This is a genomic window from Peribacillus sp. TH16 (genome assembly GCF_016651095.1).
In the GTDB taxonomy this organism is placed as follows: Bacteria; Bacillota; Bacilli; order Bacillales; family DSM-1321; genus Peribacillus; species Peribacillus butanolivorans.
Window position 1 is genome coordinate 2,195,763 of sequence record NZ_JAEKEM010000002.1, and the last position, 19,961, is coordinate 2,215,723.

Consider the following 19,961-nt stretch of genomic DNA (forward strand, 5'->3'; position numbering starts at 1 on the left):
TATAATTATAGTATGCATATTTTTAGGAGGTTTTCTATTTGCTCATCGAGTTACTTAAAGATTTAGTATCTATTGACAGTTCATCAAAAGAAGGAGCCAACGAAGCAGTTGAATACTGTGCGGAATGGCTTAACAAGCAAGGACTTACCGTGAATGTAATAGTAAATAACGGGTACAAAATGCTTGTAAGCGAAATTGGCAGTGGAGAAAAAACCGTGATTTGGAATGGCCATGTCGATGTTGTCAGCGGGACGCCGGATCAATTTTTCCCTGAGATTCATGAAGGGAAATTATATGGACGTGGGGCAGCTGATATGAAAGCGGGGATTGCAGGCATGATGTGTGCATTTTCAGAACTAAAAGATAGAGACTTAGGTCTAAAAATCCAGCTCCAAATCGTATCAGATGAAGAAATTGGCGGTTTGAACTGCTCTGGATATTTAGCGAAGCATGGTTATAGAGGGGACTTTGTAATCTGTGCAGAGCCGACGCAGTTAGGGATCGGCCTGCAGGCCAAGGGAGCCCTTCGTCTGGATATTGAAGTTTCAGGTAAATCCGCACATGGAAGCCGGCCATGGGAAGGAGTGAATGCTATTGAAAAGGCGTATGATCTCTATCAAAAAATTAAAGAACTTCCCTTCACTCGGGAAAATTCTCCACTTTACACATCCCCCTCACTTAATTTGGCTAAAATAAAAGGTGGAGATGTCTATAATAAGGTACCGGATGCCTGCTTACTCAGTCTTGATATCCGTTATCTCCCTACCCAAACCATGGAAGAGATTATTGCACAGATTGAAAGCGTGACAGGAAATAATATCCATCTGAACATGTACAGCAAGCCTGTAAAAACCGAAGAGAATGACCCATTCATCACTCTTCTTCGTCCAATTATTGAAAAGAACACTAATCAGGAAGCTATCATTTTTGGGCAGCATGGCTCCGCTGATACTGTCTTTTTTGCGGCATATGATATCCCGGCTATTGAGTTTGGCCCAAAAGGTGAGAACTGGCATGGCGACAGGGAATGTGTAAGTCTCGAATCTGTTGCTGTTTATCAACAAATGCTCGTCGATTTTGCTTCTGAATTCGTTTTATCTTAATTTATTACATGTTACAAGCCGACATTCCTTATAGCTGTCGGCTTTTTCATGCGTCTATTATTACAATGATAAACTTCTTTTTACTAGATGAAGAGATGATAGTGAAATCATTGAAAATCCCGCAAATAATAGAAAACCTCAAGAACTACGAACTTCATTTCACAAGTGAATAAGAATTGATAACGCTATCCACTAAAAAAACAGAAGAATTCAGCTCTTTATGTGTTGCTTTTTTACAAAAAATACAGGCCTTTAAACCTAAACAAAACACAACCATATTTTATTTTTTTAAACAAATTATGCCATTATATCAAGGGTATTAAACAAAAAATCTATTATATTGACAAAATACATAATATTGGAACATTTAAATGATTAGTTCTTTTTACCTGGTTTATATTACAATTGTTTATCAGCAGAAACGCTTTTGTAACACAATTACTATTCCAGCGAAACATTATTGTCATATATAACTGTTATTCTAAGTCTACGATTTAAAACAAAGGAGACTATTCATTTGAAAAAAATACTACTTCCAATTTTCACTGCTTTCTTCCTGGTATTTAGTTTTTCCGGAGTTTCATCGGCTGCTACTACTACATACAAAGTTAAAAGCGGCGACTCACTATGGAGTATCGCCAATAAACATAATATAACAGTCAATCAACTCAAAAGTTGGAACAACCTAAAAAAAGATAACATCCATCCAAAACAAGTTTTAAAGGTCAAGAAGACTTCGACCTCTGCTAAACCTAAAGCTAAAACGTCATCATCCAAGAAATATAAAACGATCACCGTGAAGGCTACAGCTTACACTGCGAACTGCAAAGGTTGCAGCGGTATTACAGCATCGGGTCTTAACTTAAAGAAAAACCCTAACGCAAAAGCGATCTCAGTCGACCCTAAGGTCATTCCACTAGGAACAAAAGTTCATGTAGAAGGATACGGGGATGCCATTGCGGCAGATAAAGGCGGCGCAATCAAAGGGAATAAAATTGACGTCTTCTACTCTTCTCACTCAAAAGCTATCAATTGGGGCAGAAAAACCGTTAAAGTAAAAATCTATAATTAACAAAAAAACAGCCTGATAGATTTCAGGCTGTTTTTTTGTTTTTTCATGCTCTACTAACTACTAAACTATAGGTTTCTTTATATTTGCTGAATAATATTGGTAATGCCTAAGGAGACCAAAAAAGGCGCCTACGTATGAGGCACCTTCTTGTAATGTTCTCATTTTCTTCTTGCGAAATCGACGAATCGAAATTTATCAGGACGATGACGAGATTCGGTGAATTGAAATAAACTAGCATTATCAAGGTAAACGTGACTTTTGACAACGACTATGCTGTGAAAACCTTCAAGGTCGAGTAGTTTCCGATCTTCCTTTGTTGGCTCCTCAATCGTGATTTCTTTTTTGGCAAAGCCAATTGAAAGACCCAAATCTTCTTCCAAATATTCATAAATGGATTTCCGACAAATGTCTATGGTCAGAAGAGGGACATACTTCTCTGCAAGGAAATCTTTATCAAGGATAATTCGTTCTCCATCAATTTCACGAACACGGATGACTTTCCATACTAGTTCATCTTCTGTTTGCTTTAATGCTTCCTGCAAGGCAGGGCTCGGATTAATCTTCTCGAAGGTTTCAACATATGTTTTCGCCCTCCCGCCCATTTTTTGGGTTAGCTCCTTGAAGCTGACAAGTCCGGAAACGGGGAAGTCAAGTCGCTTCATTTCCAGAACAATTGATCCTTTACCCTGGACTTTGTGAATGTACCCATCTTCCGACAGCATCTTCAGCGCCTTCCTAATCGTTTCCCTTGACGCAGAATGACTTTCAGCCAATTCATTTTCAGACGGCAGCATATCCCCCGCGATTAGACGTCCATCAAGTATTTGTTTTGAAATATTTTCATATATCTTCATAAATTTATTTTTCATTAATTATCACCCAAAGTATTTTACCATTTCTTTTTCAATTGATAAACGACGGATTCATAAGGTCGAATTTCCATTTTGCGACATAGAGGCAATGACTGAGAATAATTTCCGATGAGTATAGTCTCAGATTCATTATTCAGAAGTTCCGCAGGCAGAATTAATTTTGTATCTTTTGCATAAAAATTATTAACCACAAGAAGCTGTTCGTCTTGGTAGCTACGGACATAGATAAATAACTCAGGATGTTCTGACTGAATTATTTTATAATCACCGCTCGTTATTATTTCATATTCTTTGCGAAGCTGGATTAGTTTCTGGTAATGATAGAAAATTGAATCCTGATCATTCAATGCTTGTGCTGCATTAACATCCCGATAGTTTTCTGCCACTGGAATCCATGGGGTCCCTTTCGTAAAACCCGCCTCCTTCAATTCATTCCACTGTACAGGCGTTCTCGAGTTGTCTCGTGACTTATGCTGTAATATACAATAAATCTCCTGCTCTGACATCCCCTGCTTCTTCATAATTCGAAAATAATTCAATGTTTCTACATCCCGGTACTGCTCGATTCTGTCAAAATTCGGATTTGTCATCCCAAACTCTTCGCCTTGATAAATGAATGGTGTCCCCTGCATCATATGAATCGTTGTTGCCAACATTTTCGCCGATTCTTGATGATATAACGCATCATCTCCATAGCGTGAGACAATTCGGGGTTGATCATGATTGGACCAAAATAGTGCGTTCCACCCCCCACCCTGATGCATCTCCATCTGCCACTTTGAAAGAATCTGCTTAAGAGATAGAAAATCAAATTCGCCAACCGCCCATTTTTCTCCGTTTGGGTAATCCACTTTTAAGTGATGGAAGTTAAACGTCATACTCAGTTCATTCCGCTCAGGAGAAGAATAAGAGATACAATCCTCAATCGTCGTCGAAGACATCTCCCCGACCGTCATGCTGTCATAATTGGAAAGTACACTTTGGTTCATCTCATGCAAAAATTCATGTACGCGCGGCCCATCCGTATAAAATTTTCTGCCGTCTCCAGGTGCAAGTGTACCGTCGTCATTGGGGAATTGCTGATTCTTAGAAATGAGATTGATTACATCAAGCCGAAAGCCATCAATCCCTTTTTCAAACCAATAATGCATCAGTTTATAAATTTCCTGCCTAACCTGAGGGTTTTCCCAATTTAAATCAGCCTGAGTTTCATCAAAAAGGTGCAAATAATACTTACCGGATTTTTCATCCAGCTTCCAGGCTGATCCGCCAAACTTAGAAAGCCAATTGTTCGGTTCATGACCGTCTATCGGATCTCTCCAAATATAAAAATCGCGGAATCGAGAATCATCACTTTCTAATGCTCGTTTAAACCATTCATGCTCAGTCGAGGTGTGATTTACGACAAGATCCATGATGATTCTAATTCCGTGTTCATGAGCTGCAGCTACCAGGTCTTCAAAATCCCTCATCGATCCATATTCTTCATCAATTGAATAATAATCACTAATATCATAGCCATTATCTTTTTGAGGTGATTTGTAAATCGGTGTAAGCCAGATAACATCCACTCCGAGCTCGTTTAAATAGGCAAGCTTTTCAATAATTCCCTTAATATCACCGATGCCATTTCCGGTCGTATCATTAAAGCTCTTCGGATAGATTTGATAAACAGTCGCTTTTCTCCACCATTCCTTCATCATGTCACGTCCTTTCTTTTATTAAACTTAGACGCTATGGTCTTCAATTCTTGTATTCTCTTTACTATTTAGAGTATATTTTTTTGATTTCCCCAGGAAAAAAGTAAGAAAAAAGGGGATGATAATTGCTATGACCATGCCGATGCTAAACGGAATCCATTTATTTGGAAAAATCGAGAATATTGCTGGTATTCCGCCAACACCGATAGAGGGTGATGTGACAGCATTTAGCATAATATAGACAGCCCCAAGTGCCGAACCGATCATTGCTGAATAAAACGGAAAACGATAACGCAGATTTACCCCGAACATAGCTGGTTCAGTTACACCAAGAAACGCTGAGATTGATGACGTCAGCGACAGTCCTCGCAGTTTTTCATCATTTTTCGCCAGAAACATCATGGCAAGTGCCGATGCACCTTGGGCAATATTCGAAAGTGCAAGAATCGGCCACAGGAAGGTACTTCCAATCGAACCGATGAGCTGAAAGTCAACCGCTAGGAAGGTATGATGCATGCCAGTAATAACCAGCGGAGCATATAATGCACCATATAGCAGCCCTCCTATAACAGGCGCCATGTCGAATATTCCAACGAATAAGGAAGTGATCCAGTTTCCAATCGTAAAAGTCACTGGTCCGATGACGATGAAGGCTAGAAAACCAGTGATTAGTAATGATATCGGTGCGACTACCAGCAATTGAAAGGAATCGGCAACCCGTTTATTTGAAAACACTTCAATTTTCGCCAGTACATAGGAAGCTACTAAAATAGGGAGCACCTGACCCTGGTAGCCTACTTTTTCAATCTGAAGGCCAAATAAATTCCACATACCAATATCGCCAGCTGCCTTTGCTTTTGGATAATCCCAAGCATTTAATAAGCTTGGATGAACCAGCATCAATCCTAGAATAATTCCAAGCAATGGATTACCACCAAATCGCTTCACGGCTGACCAACCGACAAGTGCCGGCAGGAATGTGAAGGCCGTGTTGGCTATTAGGTTAATGATATCGGCAAAATCACTCCACTGGGTATAGACTTGGACAAGGGATTTTTTTTCAAAAAAGATACCTGTCCCAGTCAGGATATTATTGATTCCCAATAATAAACCAGCCGTCACGATTGCAGGAAGGATTGGGATAAAGATATCAGCTAACGCCTTAACCGCCCTTTGAAGTGGATTTAAATTACTTTCAGCAACTGATTTCGTTTCTTCCTTCGTAGCAATCCCAATTCCGGTGGCTTCGACCATTTCCGCATATACCTTGTTTACCGTCCCCTGCCCGATCACGACCTGAAATTGACCATTAGCGGAAAAGGCACCCTTCACCACATCGATTTTATCGAGTTCCTCCTTATCCACTTTCGTTTCATCTTTCAATGCAAACCGAAGCCTTGTAACACAATGCGTTGCAGACTGGATATTCTCTTTTCCTCCTACTCCTTTGACGATTCCTTCCACTATCTGACTATATTCCTTTGCCATAACAATCCCTCCCCTTAACATTTATTGTTCGTCTCTTCCCTAAAATTGTATATACATGTTTGTTATTGATAGACTAACTTGTATATACAAGTTAGTCAAGAAAAAAATGGAACCGCTTTCTTTATTTCATCAGCCTCCGATTTTTAAACTACACCGCTTTTGTATCTTTTGGCTGTGTTCGTAAATACATAGTTTAAGAATACAACCTTATTATTCCACATAACATTTACTGAAAATTCAGTCGATGTTATGATTAGGACATCCTAATTAAAAGAGAGGTGCGCACTTTGAATATTGTCATTATTGGGGCTGGTGCATTAGGTTCCTACTTTGGTGGAAGGTTACAACAGGCCGGACAGCATGTTCAATACCTTGTCCGAAAAAAACGTGCCCAACAATTGAAAGAAAATGGCCTAAAAATAACTAGTCCTCATGGAAACTATGATTTTAACGAGCTACATATCATAGAAGATGTAAAGAAAATAGAACAAGTTGATCTAGTGATTCTTGCCGTAAAAGGCCAGCACTTGCAGGGGACCATCCCTGACTTGAAGCTTCTTGTTGAAAAAGGCGCGAAGATCCTTCCGCTTTTGAATGGAATAGAACATATCTCCATTTTGCAAGACGAACTAAGTGAAGCAGCCGTCATAGGGGGAAGCGCCTTCATTATCGCTACCCTAAACGAAAAGGGCCATGTAATTCACTCCAATAAGAATCACGATTTAATCTTTGGCCCGCTTCATCCCTCACAAACAAAGATTTGCGACGAATTTGAACAGGCAGTCAGTTCAGCTATCATGGGGGCAAGCAGAACAGAAAACATTTTAATCAGGATGTGGATTAAATATATGTTCATTACCGCTTTCTCCGGTGTAACAACCGCTTCCAACCTCCCTATTGGCACAATACGGAGATTCCCTGAAACTAATAGGTTACTAGAACATGTCCTTATTGAAATGAAGAAACTTGCAAATGCTTATAACGTCGGAATAACAGAACAGAATGTTGCTCAGGCACTAGAAAACATGGCAGGTTTACCGGACGAATCAACCTCTTCCATGCATCAAGACCTTCGAAAAGGCCAAACCCTTGAAGTAGAGCATTTACAAGGTGGTGCACTGCGTCTAGCTGAAAAGGTCAATTTAAAACTTCCCGTTATTGAAACCCTTTATGGACTCATAAAACCGTTTGAAAATTGATTTTCTCAAGTACCGGTGCTACTACACCGGTACTTTTTTTGCGGCTTTTCAAAGTAGATCCTTAATGAATTCAATATTACTTCAAATTCCTTCTTTCCCTTCAGCTACTAAACTATCCCCAAGACCAAAAAGACCAAAAAGAACAATATCACCAAAAGAATATTCTGACTCTTCCTTCTGTTACACTAAAGTTAAGTTAAGAAAGCGCTATCATATAACAAAGGAGAATGCACCTTGAAAATATTAAAAAATCTAACCGTTCAGGTCATCATCGGTATTATTCTAGGTATTACAGTCGGTTTCTTCTTCCCTACTTTCGGTGAACAACTGAAGATATTAGCTGATTTATTTATTAAAATGATTAAAATGGTCATTGCACCAATCATCTTCTTAACGGTCGTAATCGGAATTGGCGGCATGGGCGATATGAAGAAGGTTGGCCGTATCGGAGGAAAGGCCCTGCTATATTTTGAAATCGTTACCACCTTCGCCCTTGCTATCGGAATTATCGTAGTTAATCTGTTAGGACCTGGTAAAGGTTTCAACATTGATTCAGTCGAAGGCGGAGATGTATCACAATATACAACAGCCGCTTCCGAAACGGAACATGGCGCAGTTGCCTTCATTTCTAACATCATTCCAGATAATGCAGTTGCTGCGATGGCTGGTGGCGACTTGCTCCCTATTTTATTCTTTGCTGTATTATTCGGATTATCAATGGCTGCGATGGGACCAAAAGTACAACCTGTCGTCTCCTTCCTTCAGCATATTGCTGATATTTTCTTCGGCATCGTTGGTATGATTATGAAAGTATCTCCATTGGCAGCATTTGGGGCAATGGCTTACACAATCGGTAAGTTCGGTCTTAGTTCTCTAAGTTCTCTTGGACAATTAATGGGTAGCGTATACATCACGATGGCCCTATTCATTATTCTTATCCTTGGTTCAATCGCAAAAATCTACGGTTTTAATATTTTCAAATTCATTGCCTATTTAAAAGAAGAGATCTTATTAGTATTAGGAACATCTTCATCGGAATCTGCTCTTCCAAGCGTAATGAAAAAACTAGAAAAATACGGTTGTTCAAAATCCGTAGTCGGTTTGGTCGTCCCAACTGGTTATTCTTTTAACCTTGATGGCACATCCATTTACTTATCCATGGCAGCGATTTTCATCGCTCAAGCATATGGTATCGATTTAAGCATCTGGCAGGAAATAACCCTTCTAGGAATCTTGATGTTAACATCTAAAGGGGCTGCAGGTGTAACAGGATCTGGTTTCATTACACTTGCTGCAACATTAGCCGCATTCCCGATGATTCCAGTTGAAGGTATGGCTCTCCTATTAGGGGTTGACCGCTTCATGTCCGAAGCACGTGCCATCACTAATCTTATCGGTAACAGTGTTGCGACTGTAGTCATCTCTAAATCAGAAGGCGAATTCAATCCAAATCAAGCTCTCTCCGACAATGTCGGTGAAGTAGCCGTCTCCTCGGAAAAATAAAATAAGCTATAAAAAAAGAGGTGTGCAACTTGCACCTCTTTTTTTTGATAATCTATTATTATAAAAACCTTCCCGATTTTCATCCTGATTTCCCATGTCTTTTCCCCTTTCTTCACTTTATTACAATGGCTCAAAAAAATAGCCAATCAAATAAATTTCAGAAACTCCAAAAAGTGTTTATAATTTTATATAACAGGTATTGGTATAAAGGTAAAAGATTTTTAAGTAGTTTGATGGATTTAACCAAAATAGGAGGTTTTATCATGAAGGATTACGGATTATTTATTAACGGTGAGTGGTCAGATTTTGGACTGGATAAAATTGAAGTGAAAAACCCGGCAACGGATGAAGTCGTTGCCACCGTACCTAGAGGTGGTGCAGCTGAAGCGGCCAAGGCTGCCGATGCTGCTTATGAGGCCTTTACAGGTTGGGCAGCTCTCTCAGTCTATGAACGTGCCGATTTAATTTGGAAATGGCATCGATTAATCGAAGATAATAAAGAAGAATTAGCTAGAATCATGACAGAGGAACAAGGTAAACCCTTAAAAGAGGCTCTTGGGGAAATGACCTATGCTAATGGATTTTTATCTTGGTTTGCCGAAGAAGGAAAACGAGTGTACGGTGAAACAATTCCTGCTTCCGTGTCTAATAAGCGACTTTTCGTGACTAAACAGCCAGTCGGAGTGGTAGCCGTCATTACACCATGGAACTTCCCAGCAGCGATGATTACAAGAAAAGTGGCACCTGCCCTTGCTGTCGGCTGTACGGTCGTCATTAAGCCGGCCAACCTGACTCCTATTACAGCTTTAAAAATGGCAGAATTAGCAGAAGAGGCTGGTATTCCAAAAGGCGTCATCAATGTCGTGACAGGGAACTCATCAGAAATCGGTGAAACCTGGCTTAAAGATACACGTGTCCGTAAATTGACATTCACCGGTTCAACAGAAGTCGGTAAAACCTTAATGAGGGGCTCCGCCGATACAGTAAAAAAAGTCTCACTTGAACTTGGCGGACACGCGCCTGCCATCGTCTTTGAAGATGCTGATATTAATAAAGCAGTCGATGGCATTATCAGTTCTAAATTCCGTAATGCTGGACAAACATGTGTCTGTTCAAACCGTATTTATGTTCACGAATCCATTCAAGAAACCTTTATCGAAAAACTTGTGGCTAAAGTCAACGAACTTAAAGTAGGCAATGGGCTAGAAGAAGGCGTCGACATTGGTCCACTTATTGACCAAGATGCGGTGGATAAGGTTCAAAAACAAATCGATGAAGCAATCAGTAGCGGAGCTAAACTCGAAGCTGGTGGAAAATCAATCGGCGGGCTTTTCCTAGAGCCAACAATTCTTTCCAACATCGATGACAGCATGCTCTGTATGAAGGAAGAAACATTCGGTCCATTAGCTCCAATCGCCTCCTTTAAGACGGATGAAGAAGCTATTAGGCGTGCAAATGACTCCATTTTCGGGTTAGCTGCATACGTGTTTACCGAAAATATCACCAAAGGCATCAAAGCTACTGAAGCACTAGAATTCGGAATTGTCGGCTTAAACGACGGACTTCCCTCCGTTCCACAGGCTCCATTTGGTGGCTTCAAGCAAAGTGGGCTCGGCCGCGAAGGCGGACACCAGGGAATTGAAGAGTTCTTAGAAGTAAAATATATTTCTTTAGGTTTGTAATATGTTCAAGTACCCTTGATTATTGGGGAACCTTTCTTAAAAAAGAAAAACGGGACCAACTCTTTTGAGTTGGTCCCGTTTTTCATTCTAATATATCTTCTTCAAGCTTTTCCTCTTTCCGGATCCTGATGAACTTTACGATATTCAACACAATCGTTTTTACAACGGAATATGTCGGAACTGCCAAAATCATTCCGATGATACCTGAAATGTTTCCAGCAACGAGTAAAAGGATGATTATCGTAAGCGGATGAGTGTTCAATTTTTTCCCGATGACTAACGGTGAAATGACATTACCATCCAGCTGCTGAATAATCGTTACAACAAGAATGACCAATAACGCTTCTGTCGGTGAATGAATCAACGCCACAATGACCGCAGGAGCCGCTCCGATAAACGGACCTACATATGGAATGATATTGGTTACCGCACCAATCAGCGCAAATAAGAACGCATAAGGCAAACCAATGATTAAATATCCAATAAACGTTCCAATCCCGACAAACATGCAAACTAGCATCTGTCCTTGAATATAAGTAGTAAGCGTCTCTCCCGTTTCCTTAAGTACCGTTAAAGCTGGTTTTCTGTAACGAACGGGTACGAATTTCATGATGGAACTTGGAAGCTTATCCCCATCTTTCAGCATATAAAATAGGATGAAAGGAACCGTCACGACTACTAACGTAATATTCGTCACTACACTGAAAACCGAAGACAAACTATTCGTTATATTACTCGGTAAATTCGTCAAATATTTTTGAAGCGAATCTCCTACTTCTTGCAAAGGGACATAATCTTGTTCCACAGTCCACAAAAACCATTTTGACTCAGCTGAATCTTCAATGAACTTTCTTACTTGATTGAAATAATCCGGGAGGTTATTGACTAAATCTGTGACCTGTCTAGAAAGCGATGGGCCCACTAGGCCGACCAACAAACTAATCAATCCAAGGAAAAATACGTAAAGCAATAAAATCGCCAATCCCCTCGGCAATCTCCGTTTAACTAAAAAGTCAACAGTTGGGTTGAACAAAAAGAAGAGGAAACCTGAAATCAAGATTGGAAAGAACAAAGTTGAGGTAAAAATCACAATTGGCTCAAAAAGAAAAGAAATCTTTGTACCAACATAAAAAAGTAAAGACAATAATAATAACTCTAACGTCCAAAAATGCAGTTTTGTCTTGAACAAATTATCTCCTCCAATATAACCATTCTATATAACTCCCTATTTCTAAGGAAACGACATATATAATGTAAAATTCTATGTATGATAATCTTTCATTGTTAGCAGTTTACCATACTTCTATAACCTGAACGTATAATTATATACAAAAATAATCTAAAAAAACCTTATGATACAATTCCCACTCTTTTGGATACTTAAGCATGATTTATTATTTATTAAAATCTAAAAACCAGTTAATATATTGCAAATAATACAAAAAGAAAATATACAATGAAAACGGGTCATTTGAATTCGATCAGCAATTTTTGCTGTAGGGTCAGAGCAGGCATCTCAACATCAATAATAGAAACCATGCTTTAGTGAAGAAAGGAATGACTCTTAGAATCACTATCCAATGACATGCTACAGTAAATACATATAAAAAGAGGCTCAGCGCTATGTGCTGAACCCCTAAAAAAACCCCGCTATAATAGCGGGGTGGTCATATATCTTATTTTTGATCTTGAAGAGCAGCTTCAAGCATTGTACCGTTTTTAGCAAGGCTTGTATGCCAAGAGAATGCTTTTTCAAGAATATGTGGAGTTTGATGTCCACCAGTTTGAGCAACTGCTTCAGTAAAGTATGCACGAAGTTGCGGACGGTAATCCGGGTGTGCACAGTTTTCGATGATTAATTCTACGCGTTCTTTTGGTGCTAGACCACGTAAATCAGCAATACCTTGCTCTGTCACTAGTACATCCACATCGTGCTCAGTGTGGTCCACGTGAGAAACGAAAGGAACGATACTAGAAATTTTGCCGCCTTTAGCATATGATTTCGTTACAAAAATACCTAGGCGTGAGTTACGAGCAAAGTCTCCTGATCCACCGATACCATTCATCATTCTTGTACCAGAAACATGCGTAGAATTTACGTTACCGTAAATATCGCACTCTAACGCAGTATTGATTGAAATCAAACCAAGACGACGGATGATTTCAGGATGGTTAGATATTTCTTGTGGACGAAGAACGAGTTTATCACGGTATTTATCAAGCTCACCGTAAACTTGTTTTCCTTTTTCTTCAGCTAATGTAATCGAGCAGCCTGAAGCAAATTTTACTTTTCCAGCATCAATTAAATCGAATACTGCATCTTGTAAAACTTCAGAATACACTTCTAAATCTTTAAATTCAGAATCAAGGAAACCAGCGAATACTGCGTTTGCTACTGAACCTACACCAGATTGGAGCGGAGCAAGGTTTTCAGTTAAACGGCCAGCCTTGATTTCTTCACGAAGGAAGTTAATAAGGTGATTGGCAATTGTTGCTGTTTCTTCGTCTGGTGGCACGATTGTAGAAGGTGCATCAAGATCTGTAGAAACCACAATCCCTCTAACTTTTTCAGGGTCAACCGGAATACCAATTGATCCAAGACGATCGCTTGCGCTAGTCATTGGAATTGGTTGGCGCTCACCTTGTTTAGCGGGTGTATAAATATCATGCATGCCTTCTAATCCTTCTGGATGAGACACGTTTAATTCAATAATTACATTTTTAGCTTCTTGAACGAAGATGGCTGAGTTACCTACAGAAGTTGTTGGGATGATTAATCCTTCTTCTGTAATAGCCAATGCTTCGATGATTGCAAAATCGATAGGTCCGACAATGCCTTGACGAACTTGTTCAGCTGTATGAGATAAATGCTGATCCACATAAGTGACTTCATCAGCATTGATTTTATTACGAATACCTTTATCCGCTTGGAACGGTAAGCGTTTGTTAATGATACCGGCTTCCGCCATATGTTGGTCGACTTCTGGCCCTAATGAAGCACCAGTATAAACGTCAACTTTAAATTTTTCAGTTTTAGCTCTTTCAACTAGAGCCATCGGGATAACTTTAGCATCACCAGCACGAGTGAATCCACTCATACCAAGTTTCATCCCATCTTTAATCCAAGAAGCTGCTTCTTCCGCTGTAACAACTTTCCCCTTAAATTGTTCGTTGCGAATTTTTTTGAAAACGCTTTCGTTCATACAAAAGACCCCCATTTTTCGCTTTTCTTACACTTAATTTTATCAAGCCCGTGTAATTGTCACATTCGTTTTCGAATGAAAAGCCTTAAATAGAGCACAAACCAGCATTTTTATCACATCAAGGAGAAACATTAAAATCCTAGAGCTCTTCTGAATTGACTTGCATATGTTTGACTAACTTGGATTTTAGACTGATCCTTCATTACCAGTAAAAATGTAGAGTGAAAATCAGGAAGAATCTCCTGAATATAATTAATATTGACGATGTACGAACGATGAACCCTAATGAACAAATCATTCGGTAAAATAAACTCCAATTCACTTAAGTTCATTTTATGAAATCCATTCACGCGTTCGGACTGAATTTTAGTTTTCCTATTTTGCGCTTCTAAATACATAATTTCGTCATATGGAAGTGGTATCCAGTGGTCATCTGTTTTGATTGTTAAAAATGAAGTCGGTAATATTAACTGCTTTGACGGCAAAATGGCTGTTACTGCCCCTAACGGATTACCCTCGTCCATTATTGGTACGCTCAAACCATAATAAGGTACGCCAAATACATTACTTTCAACTTGTACACCAATTTTTTTTCGGACACTCAACGCTTTATAAGTAGCTGTTTTTTCACTTATTAAATCTCCTGGTTTAATTCCTAAGTCAACCTGCTTGCTCGGTTGGTAATAAATGTATTTTTCTGAGTCAGCCACAGAGATTGAAGCATCCTGCGGAACAAATTCCCTGATGATATTTAAAACGGACTCGACCGTAAATTGATCCATTTCCCCTCACCTCATAAAAGAACATATTTATAAATTCCCCTCACTATAAACAGGGCATTCTCGAACCTACTTCATTATTTATGGAAGACTTACAATTTTTTTGAAGTTTTTTTTCGCAAAATAAAGAAAAATTGAATTAACTAAGCTAAAAACGTCAAAAAAAGCAAATAAATTGGATTAAAATTTTTGTCCATATTCATTATAGTAGGAATACTCATCGATTTCTATGGGAGATAAAAAAAAGTTCCCTTATATAATAAAAATCACTTCCAAGCTATAAACTTTTAAAATCAATTGCCGATGAAATGCAGTAAAAGCATAAAAAAGCCGTTCTCCTTTATATAGAAGAAACGGCTGCAAAATGTTATTTTTTATAACTCTGATTTTGAAACGAGGATTTTATTCGAAGTGATAAAATTTCTTCTAAATTTTTCAATGGTAATTCTAATAAAAAGGGTCGGTCAGCAGGTTGATATACATTCTCTGATATGAGTGTATTAACAATCTTTTGTTTTTTTGCATTAACAATTCGGACCAGTCTCCCCATATTTAGCTCCTTTCTCTAATCTGCTGAATTCGGCACATAATGTTAGATTAATTAATCCTTCTAGTTCTCGTTTTTTAAAGCATCATGTCCTTCTTTTCCTGTTCGGATATTCACGACATTCGCTAATTCATAAATGAAGATTTTGCCGTCACCAGGTTTCCCTGTGCTCAAAAATTTCCTTGCCACATCCACAACATCCTGAACTGGAACTTCACAAACAACAATCTCGATTTTCATCCGATCATGTAACGACATTTCCCGATTTCGACCGCGATACGTTTCCACATAACTTTTCTGAAGTCCTGTTCCTTTTACTTCCGATACAGTTATTCCGCTTACCCCTATTTTTGCAAGCTCTGTTTTGAATTGTTCAAACTTAATAGGACGTGTAACGATTTCAATTTTCGTTAAAACCTCAGACATATGATCAACCTCCATTTAAAGTGATTCGTGATAGGCTTTTTCGCCGTGAAGTGTAAGATCAAGCCCCATTGACTCATCTTCTTCACTTACACGCAATGGAACGAAAAGATTTATTACTTTTGCAATGATATAAGTGACCACGGCCACGAATATATACGTTGCAACGATGGCTATAATCTGCTTCCAAAGCAAGTTGAAATCTCCGTAGAATAAACCATTAGCTCCACTTTCGTTTACGGAAGTAGTAGCAAATAATCCTGTCGCGATTCCACCCCAAGTTCCACCGATGCCATGTAAACCGAAAGCATCTAAGGCATCGTCGTATCCTAGTTTATTTTTCAGGAAGAATACACCCCAGAAGCATACTGCTCCACCAACGACACCGATAATGATGGAAGATGCTGGTGTTACGAACCCACACGCTGGTGTAATGGCAACTAACCCAGAAATCGCTCCAGATACTGCACCTAGCAATGTTGCTTTTTTATTCGCCATATACTCAACAATTAACCAACCGAGGATACCTGCAGCTGCTGCAACAGCTGTATTCACGAATACATTCATTGCTACCGCATTAATTGTCAGTGCGCTTCCGACATTGAAGCCGTACCAACCGAACCATATTAATGATCCGCCAAGGAATGTTAATGGAAGATTATGTGGTGCACTGTTACCTGATTCTTTCCTTTTTCCTAACATGATTGCTAAAACCAGACCTGCAACCCCGGAAGAAATATGAACAACGTTACCACCAGCAAAATCAAGAGTACCGAGTTCAGCTAACCAGCCGCCTCCCCATACCCAGTGAGCAACAGGAGCGTATACGAATAGAGACCAAAGAATTGTAAAAATTAAGAATGCTGAAAACTTCATCCGCTCTGCAATACCTCCTGCAATGATTGAAACGGTTAATACAGCAAAAGTCATTTGGAATAACATGAATAAACTATGAGGAATTGTTTCGCTGTATGGACCTGGTTCGAAGCCTACATCTTTTAAACCAACCCAATCCAGACCGCCAAGGAGTGCATTTCCTGGTGAAAATGATAATGAATATCCAACTAGTACCCAAAGAATAGAAATGACGGCCAGTGGCATATAACTATGCATTGCCGTATTCAGGACGTTTTTACTTTTTACCATCCCACCATAAAATAAGGCAATCCCTGGTGTCATTAGCCAAACCATCATTGTTGCCAAAAACATAAAAACCGAATCTGCCATTTGCATTTTGTTTCCCCCTTTTTTATATATGTTATGTTATGTTATTTAACATCATTATGTTATTTTTTTTATCATATACTTAATTTTCTAATAATTCAACTTTATTTTTATATTTTATCAAAAGAGCGTTAGATTTTATAACATTAGTATGAATAAATAACCGTAAATCTAAAGAATTTTGCCTTAATACCATTTCAAAAGAAATTTTTTTAGTCTAATGTTCTTATAATCCATCCCTACTTATTTCCCACGCTAAAAAACGAACCAAAAAGGGCCCTCAAATCGAGGGCCCTTCAAAAAAATAATTAGTTAACAACAACGAGACAATTTACCACCTTTAGCATTATACCGTTCATCCTGCGCTTCACAGAAAAATTCTTTCCTAGTTTTTACTGGATCTTTGGGATGGTGGACCTTCATATGGTCTACATAAGTTTCATAACTAGGTACGCCGACAAGCAAACTTACAAACTGCTTTCTGAAGCTAAGAATCTTTGTTAATCTTTTCAACATTGTCTTCCCTCCCTTATGACCTTGATACATAAGGTGATTCATGTAAATCTATTTTTTGATTTTTCAAGACCTTGATCCATAATCTTATGGCTGAAATCAGGACAGTGATGACAACAATCATGAAGATGGCACAAAGGGCTGCATCCACATAATCATTGATGATAACTCGTTTCATTTCGGCTAAGTTAGCTGCCGGGGCAAGAACCTCCCCTTTATCATAGGCGGCTTTAAATTTGTCCTTATGCGCCAAAAAGCCAATCGCCGGGTTTTCATGGAATAGCTTTTGCCAACCTGCCGTCATGGTTACAATCAATAAGAATACAGTCGGTACAAGCGTAACCCATGTGTATGCTTTTTTGCCCATTTTGAAAAGGACAGTTGTACCAAGCAGCAATGCAATGGCTGCAAGCATCTGATTTGCAATACCAAACAACGGCCAAAGTGTATTTATTCCACCAAGAGGATCAATAACTCCTTGATAAAGGAAATAACCCCAACCAAGAACACAAATGGCCGTCGCAATGATGTTTGGCAGCCATTTACTCGTCTGTGCAAATGGCTTATAAAAGGTTCCGAGAATATCTTGAATCATAAAACGCCCTACCCTTGTTCCAGCATCAATGGTCGTTAAGATGAACAATGCCTCAAACAGGATCGCGAAATGATACCAGAACGCCATCAGTGAAGCTCCACCAACCACCTGCGAGAAGATATGAGCCATTCCAATTGCAAAGGTCGGTGCTCCTCCAGTACGGGATAAGATCGTTTCTTCTCCGACATCATCTGCCAGACCAGTAATCATCTCTGGTGTCAAAATGAATCCCCAATCGGAAATCGTCGCTGCTACCTGAGCTGGCTCCGTTCCAACAACCGCACCTGGGCTATTAATCGCAAAGTAAATCCCTGGTGTCAGTACACAGGCTGCTATCATCGCCATGATGGCAACAAAGGATTCAGTCAGCATAGCTCCGTATCCTATTGGACGCGAATGAGATTCACGTTCAATCATTTTAGGTGTTGTACCGGAAGAAACAAGGGCGTGGAATCCCGACACTGCTCCACAAGCAATCGTGATGAACAAGAACGGGAATAGATTCCCTGAGAAAACAGGTCCTGTTCCATCAATAAACTGAGTGACAGCAGGCATTTCAAGGCTTGGCATGACGATAAAGATACCAAGCGCAAGCCCGATGATCGTTCCGATTTTCAAGAATGTACTTAAATAATCACGTGGTGCCAATAGCATCCATACTGGCAGAACAGAAGCAACAAATCCGTATACGATCAACATGATAGCGATTGTTTCACCACTGAACGTAAACATTGGCGCCAATGTCGCGCTTTCGGATACAAATCGACCGAAATATAAAGCAAGCATCAATAAGATAATACCAATAATTGAACCTTCACCAACCCGACCAGGCCGGATATATCTCATGTAGACGCCCATAAGGACTGCAATCGGGATGGTTGAAGCGATCGTAAACATCCCCCAAGGACTGCCAATCAAGGCTTTTACGACTACAAGGGCAAGTACCGCTAATAATATAATCATGATACCAAGAATCCCCACCATTGCAATCAAACCTGTAATAGGTCCAATTTCCTCTTTAATCATCTCACCAAGCGATTTGCCGTTACGGCGCATCGAACCGAAGAGTATAATAAAATCTTGTACCGCTCCGGCTAAAACAACTCCAACTACAAGCCAAAGTGTTCCCGGCAAATATCCCATCTGTGCAGCAAGGATCGGTCCTACAAGCGGACCAGCTCCAGCAATTGCTGCAAAATGGTGACCAAACAACACCCATTTATTTGTAGGGACGTAGTCTTTTCCATCATTATTTGCTTCTGATGGAGTCTGACGATTGTCATCTAGCTCAAACACTTTCTGTGCGATAAATTTACTATAAAAGCGATACGCAACCGAATATACACAGAGAGCTGCAGTGACTATCCACATAGCATTAATACTTTCTCCTCGGTTTAAAGCAACGAACCCAAAACTTACTGCACCAACCGCCGATATAATCCCCCAAAGAATGACTGACTTAAGCGCTTTCATTTTTTCATCTCCTATCTATTAAAATTATTAATTACTATAAAAAGTCTTCATTTCATATGGCAATATGCTTACATACTTCCCCCTTAATCAAACGAATTTAAAGAATTTTGTATATATTCAGAATTATATGTCATTAAATGGTTACTTAGCAATAGTTAATTAGTCAATTTGTAATGGATTTATAACCACTTTTATGGAATATACCGTCTTTCTTCCTGATTTGTAGGCACTTTCACGGGCCGCCAATACCACAGCTATTCCGTTAACTAATCCATGTATCCAAACGAAGCAATGGATTAACCTCATCAAACACATTGAATTAACTATGAACAAAGGCATTCCTGCTGATTCAGAGGAAGGAAGGCTGATTGCTGAAGACTTACATTTGTCTGAGTTGATTTTCGAGGGAAACAAAGAACTAGAGGAGAAATTCTGGGATGTGCGTAAATCGGAGACTGACTCTTCTTCCGCAGGCTTGTACCCGGTAAAGGCAGAGCTCCTTGCTTTTTTAGACGAAGCAATTGCATCATTAAATGAAATCGAATGCAATTCCTAGGGATAGGGTTTTGACTTTACAGTACCAAC

At 39.4% G+C, this 19,961-nt stretch carries 17 protein-coding genes; 6 read left to right on the plus strand and 11 right to left on the minus strand.

The features are described from left to right. Positions 1 to 38: 38 nt before the first annotated feature. A complete protein-coding gene (locus JFV29_RS10565) occupies positions 39 to 1,103 on the plus strand; it encodes a M20 family metallopeptidase (protein ID WP_201183088.1) in 1,065 nt (354 codons plus the stop codon). 517 nt (positions 1,104 to 1,620) lie between these two features. Continuing rightward, positions 1,621 to 2,175 (plus strand): 3D domain-containing protein, encoded by a 555-nt coding sequence (locus JFV29_RS10570; protein ID WP_201183090.1) that lies wholly within the window; start codon positions 1,621 to 1,623, stop codon positions 2,173 to 2,175. 158 nt (positions 2,176 to 2,333) lie between these two features. Here JFV29_RS10570 and treR read toward each other — a convergent pair whose 3' ends face one another. The 3 genes from treR to treP are packed head-to-tail and all read right to left on the minus strand — an operon-like array spanning position 2,334 to position 6,235. Next, positions 2,334 to 3,044: a trehalose operon repressor gene (gene treR, locus JFV29_RS10575; RefSeq protein ID WP_201183092.1), complete on the minus strand. Its 711-nt coding sequence runs from the start codon at positions 3,042 to 3,044 to the stop codon at positions 2,334 to 2,336. A 20-nt stretch (positions 3,045 to 3,064) separates the two neighbouring features. Then, complete coding sequence (gene treC, locus JFV29_RS10580) at positions 3,065 to 4,750, minus strand: alpha,alpha-phosphotrehalase (protein ID WP_201183094.1); 1,686 nt, start codon at positions 4,748 to 4,750, stop codon at positions 3,065 to 3,067. 24 nt (positions 4,751 to 4,774) lie between these two features. Further along, positions 4,775 to 6,235, minus strand: coding sequence for a PTS system trehalose-specific EIIBC component (gene treP, locus JFV29_RS10585; protein ID WP_201183102.1), 1,461 nt, complete (start codon positions 6,233 to 6,235; stop codon positions 4,775 to 4,777). Positions 6,236 to 6,522: 287 nt separating this feature from the next. On the opposite strand from treP, the gene JFV29_RS10590 reads away from it, so the two are divergent. From JFV29_RS10590 to JFV29_RS10600, 3 genes are all read left to right on the plus strand, one after another. Further along, positions 6,523 to 7,434: a ketopantoate reductase family protein gene (locus tag JFV29_RS10590; RefSeq protein WP_201183104.1), complete on the plus strand. Its 912-nt coding sequence runs from the start codon at positions 6,523 to 6,525 to the stop codon at positions 7,432 to 7,434. A gap of 234 nt (positions 7,435 to 7,668) precedes the next feature. After that, positions 7,669 to 8,937: a dicarboxylate/amino acid:cation symporter gene (locus JFV29_RS10595; RefSeq protein ID WP_057218203.1), complete on the plus strand. Its 1,269-nt coding sequence runs from the start codon at positions 7,669 to 7,671 to the stop codon at positions 8,935 to 8,937. A gap of 263 nt (positions 8,938 to 9,200) precedes the next feature. Next, the gene (locus JFV29_RS10600; RefSeq protein ID WP_201183107.1) at positions 9,201 to 10,619 is read left to right on the plus strand and encodes an NAD-dependent succinate-semialdehyde dehydrogenase; all 1,419 of its coding nucleotides are present in this window, start codon (positions 9,201 to 9,203) and stop codon (positions 10,617 to 10,619) included. Between the two features lie 82 nt (positions 10,620 to 10,701). Here JFV29_RS10600 and JFV29_RS10605 read toward each other — a convergent pair whose 3' ends face one another. From JFV29_RS10605 to JFV29_RS10640, 8 genes are all read right to left on the minus strand, one after another. Then, positions 10,702 to 11,808: an AI-2E family transporter gene (locus JFV29_RS10605; RefSeq protein WP_201183108.1), complete on the minus strand. Its 1,107-nt coding sequence runs from the start codon at positions 11,806 to 11,808 to the stop codon at positions 10,702 to 10,704. 487 nt (positions 11,809 to 12,295) lie between these two features. Continuing rightward, positions 12,296 to 13,822, minus strand: coding sequence for an acetyl-CoA hydrolase/transferase family protein (locus tag JFV29_RS10610; RefSeq protein ID WP_201183110.1), 1,527 nt, complete (start codon positions 13,820 to 13,822; stop codon positions 12,296 to 12,298). 131 nt (positions 13,823 to 13,953) lie between these two features. Beyond that, positions 13,954 to 14,604: a LytTR family DNA-binding domain-containing protein gene (locus tag JFV29_RS10615; protein ID WP_098176956.1), complete on the minus strand. Its 651-nt coding sequence runs from the start codon at positions 14,602 to 14,604 to the stop codon at positions 13,954 to 13,956. 607 nt (positions 14,605 to 15,211) lie between these two features. Next, positions 15,212 to 15,574 carry a P-II family nitrogen regulator gene (locus JFV29_RS10620; protein ID WP_201183112.1) on the minus strand — a complete coding sequence of 121 codons (363 nt, stop codon included), beginning with the start codon at positions 15,572 to 15,574 and terminating at the stop codon, positions 15,212 to 15,214. Between the two features lie 15 nt (positions 15,575 to 15,589). Then, entirely contained in the window at positions 15,590 to 16,804 is a 1,215-nt protein-coding gene (locus JFV29_RS10625) for an ammonium transporter (protein ID WP_201183114.1), read from the minus strand. Positions 16,805 to 17,107: 303 nt separating this feature from the next. Next, on the minus strand, positions 17,108 to 17,311 hold the full coding sequence (locus JFV29_RS10630; RefSeq protein ID WP_201183116.1) for a YbdD/YjiX family protein: 204 nt from the start codon (positions 17,309 to 17,311) through the stop codon (positions 17,108 to 17,110). Positions 17,312 to 17,324: 13 nt separating this feature from the next. Beyond that, a complete protein-coding gene (locus tag JFV29_RS10635; protein ID WP_201183118.1) occupies positions 17,325 to 19,376 on the minus strand; it encodes a carbon starvation CstA family protein in 2,052 nt (683 codons plus the stop codon). Positions 19,377 to 19,535: 159 nt separating this feature from the next. Then, positions 19,536 to 19,682, minus strand: coding sequence for a hypothetical protein (locus tag JFV29_RS10640; protein WP_201183120.1), 147 nt, complete (start codon positions 19,680 to 19,682; stop codon positions 19,536 to 19,538). Between the two features lie 19 nt (positions 19,683 to 19,701). Here JFV29_RS10640 and JFV29_RS10645 point away from each other — a divergent pair, with 19 nt between their 5' ends. After that, positions 19,702 to 19,932 carry a hypothetical protein gene (locus JFV29_RS10645; protein ID WP_201183121.1) on the plus strand — a complete coding sequence of 77 codons (231 nt, stop codon included), beginning with the start codon at positions 19,702 to 19,704 and terminating at the stop codon, positions 19,930 to 19,932. Positions 19,933 to 19,961 lie beyond the last annotated feature (29 nt).

Bases quoted from the DNA above. Each gene is read 5' to 3' on its own strand.
- treR (WP_201183092.1), bottom strand. From the start codon at position 3,044: ATGAAAAATAAATTTATGAAGATATATGAAAATATTTCAAAACAAATA.
- treC (WP_201183094.1), bottom strand. From the start codon at position 4,750: ATGATGAAGGAATGGTGGAGAAAAGCGACTGTTTATCAAATCTATCCG.
- treP (WP_201183102.1), bottom strand. From the start codon at position 6,235: ATGGCAAAGGAATATAGTCAGATAGTGGAAGGAATCGTCAAAGGAGTA.
- JFV29_RS10600 (WP_201183107.1), top strand. From the start codon at position 9,201: ATGAAGGATTACGGATTATTTATTAACGGTGAGTGGTCAGATTTTGGA.
- JFV29_RS10610 (WP_201183110.1), bottom strand. From the start codon at position 13,822: ATGAACGAAAGCGTTTTCAAAAAAATTCGCAACGAACAATTTAAGGGG.
- JFV29_RS10615 (WP_098176956.1), bottom strand. From the start codon at position 14,604: ATGGATCAATTTACGGTCGAGTCCGTTTTAAATATCATCAGGGAATTT.
- JFV29_RS10620 (WP_201183112.1), bottom strand. From the start codon at position 15,574: ATGTCTGAGGTTTTAACGAAAATTGAAATCGTTACACGTCCTATTAAG.
- JFV29_RS10625 (WP_201183114.1), bottom strand. From the start codon at position 16,804: ATGCAAATGGCAGATTCGGTTTTTATGTTTTTGGCAACAATGATGGTT.
- JFV29_RS10630 (WP_201183116.1), bottom strand. From the start codon at position 17,311: ATGTTGAAAAGATTAACAAAGATTCTTAGCTTCAGAAAGCAGTTTGTA.
- JFV29_RS10635 (WP_201183118.1), bottom strand. From the start codon at position 19,376: ATGAAAGCGCTTAAGTCAGTCATTCTTTGGGGGATTATATCGGCGGTT.
- JFV29_RS10640 (WP_201183120.1), bottom strand. From the start codon at position 19,682: ATGAGGTTAATCCATTGCTTCGTTTGGATACATGGATTAGTTAACGGA.
- JFV29_RS10645 (WP_201183121.1), top strand. From the start codon at position 19,702: ATGAACAAAGGCATTCCTGCTGATTCAGAGGAAGGAAGGCTGATTGCT.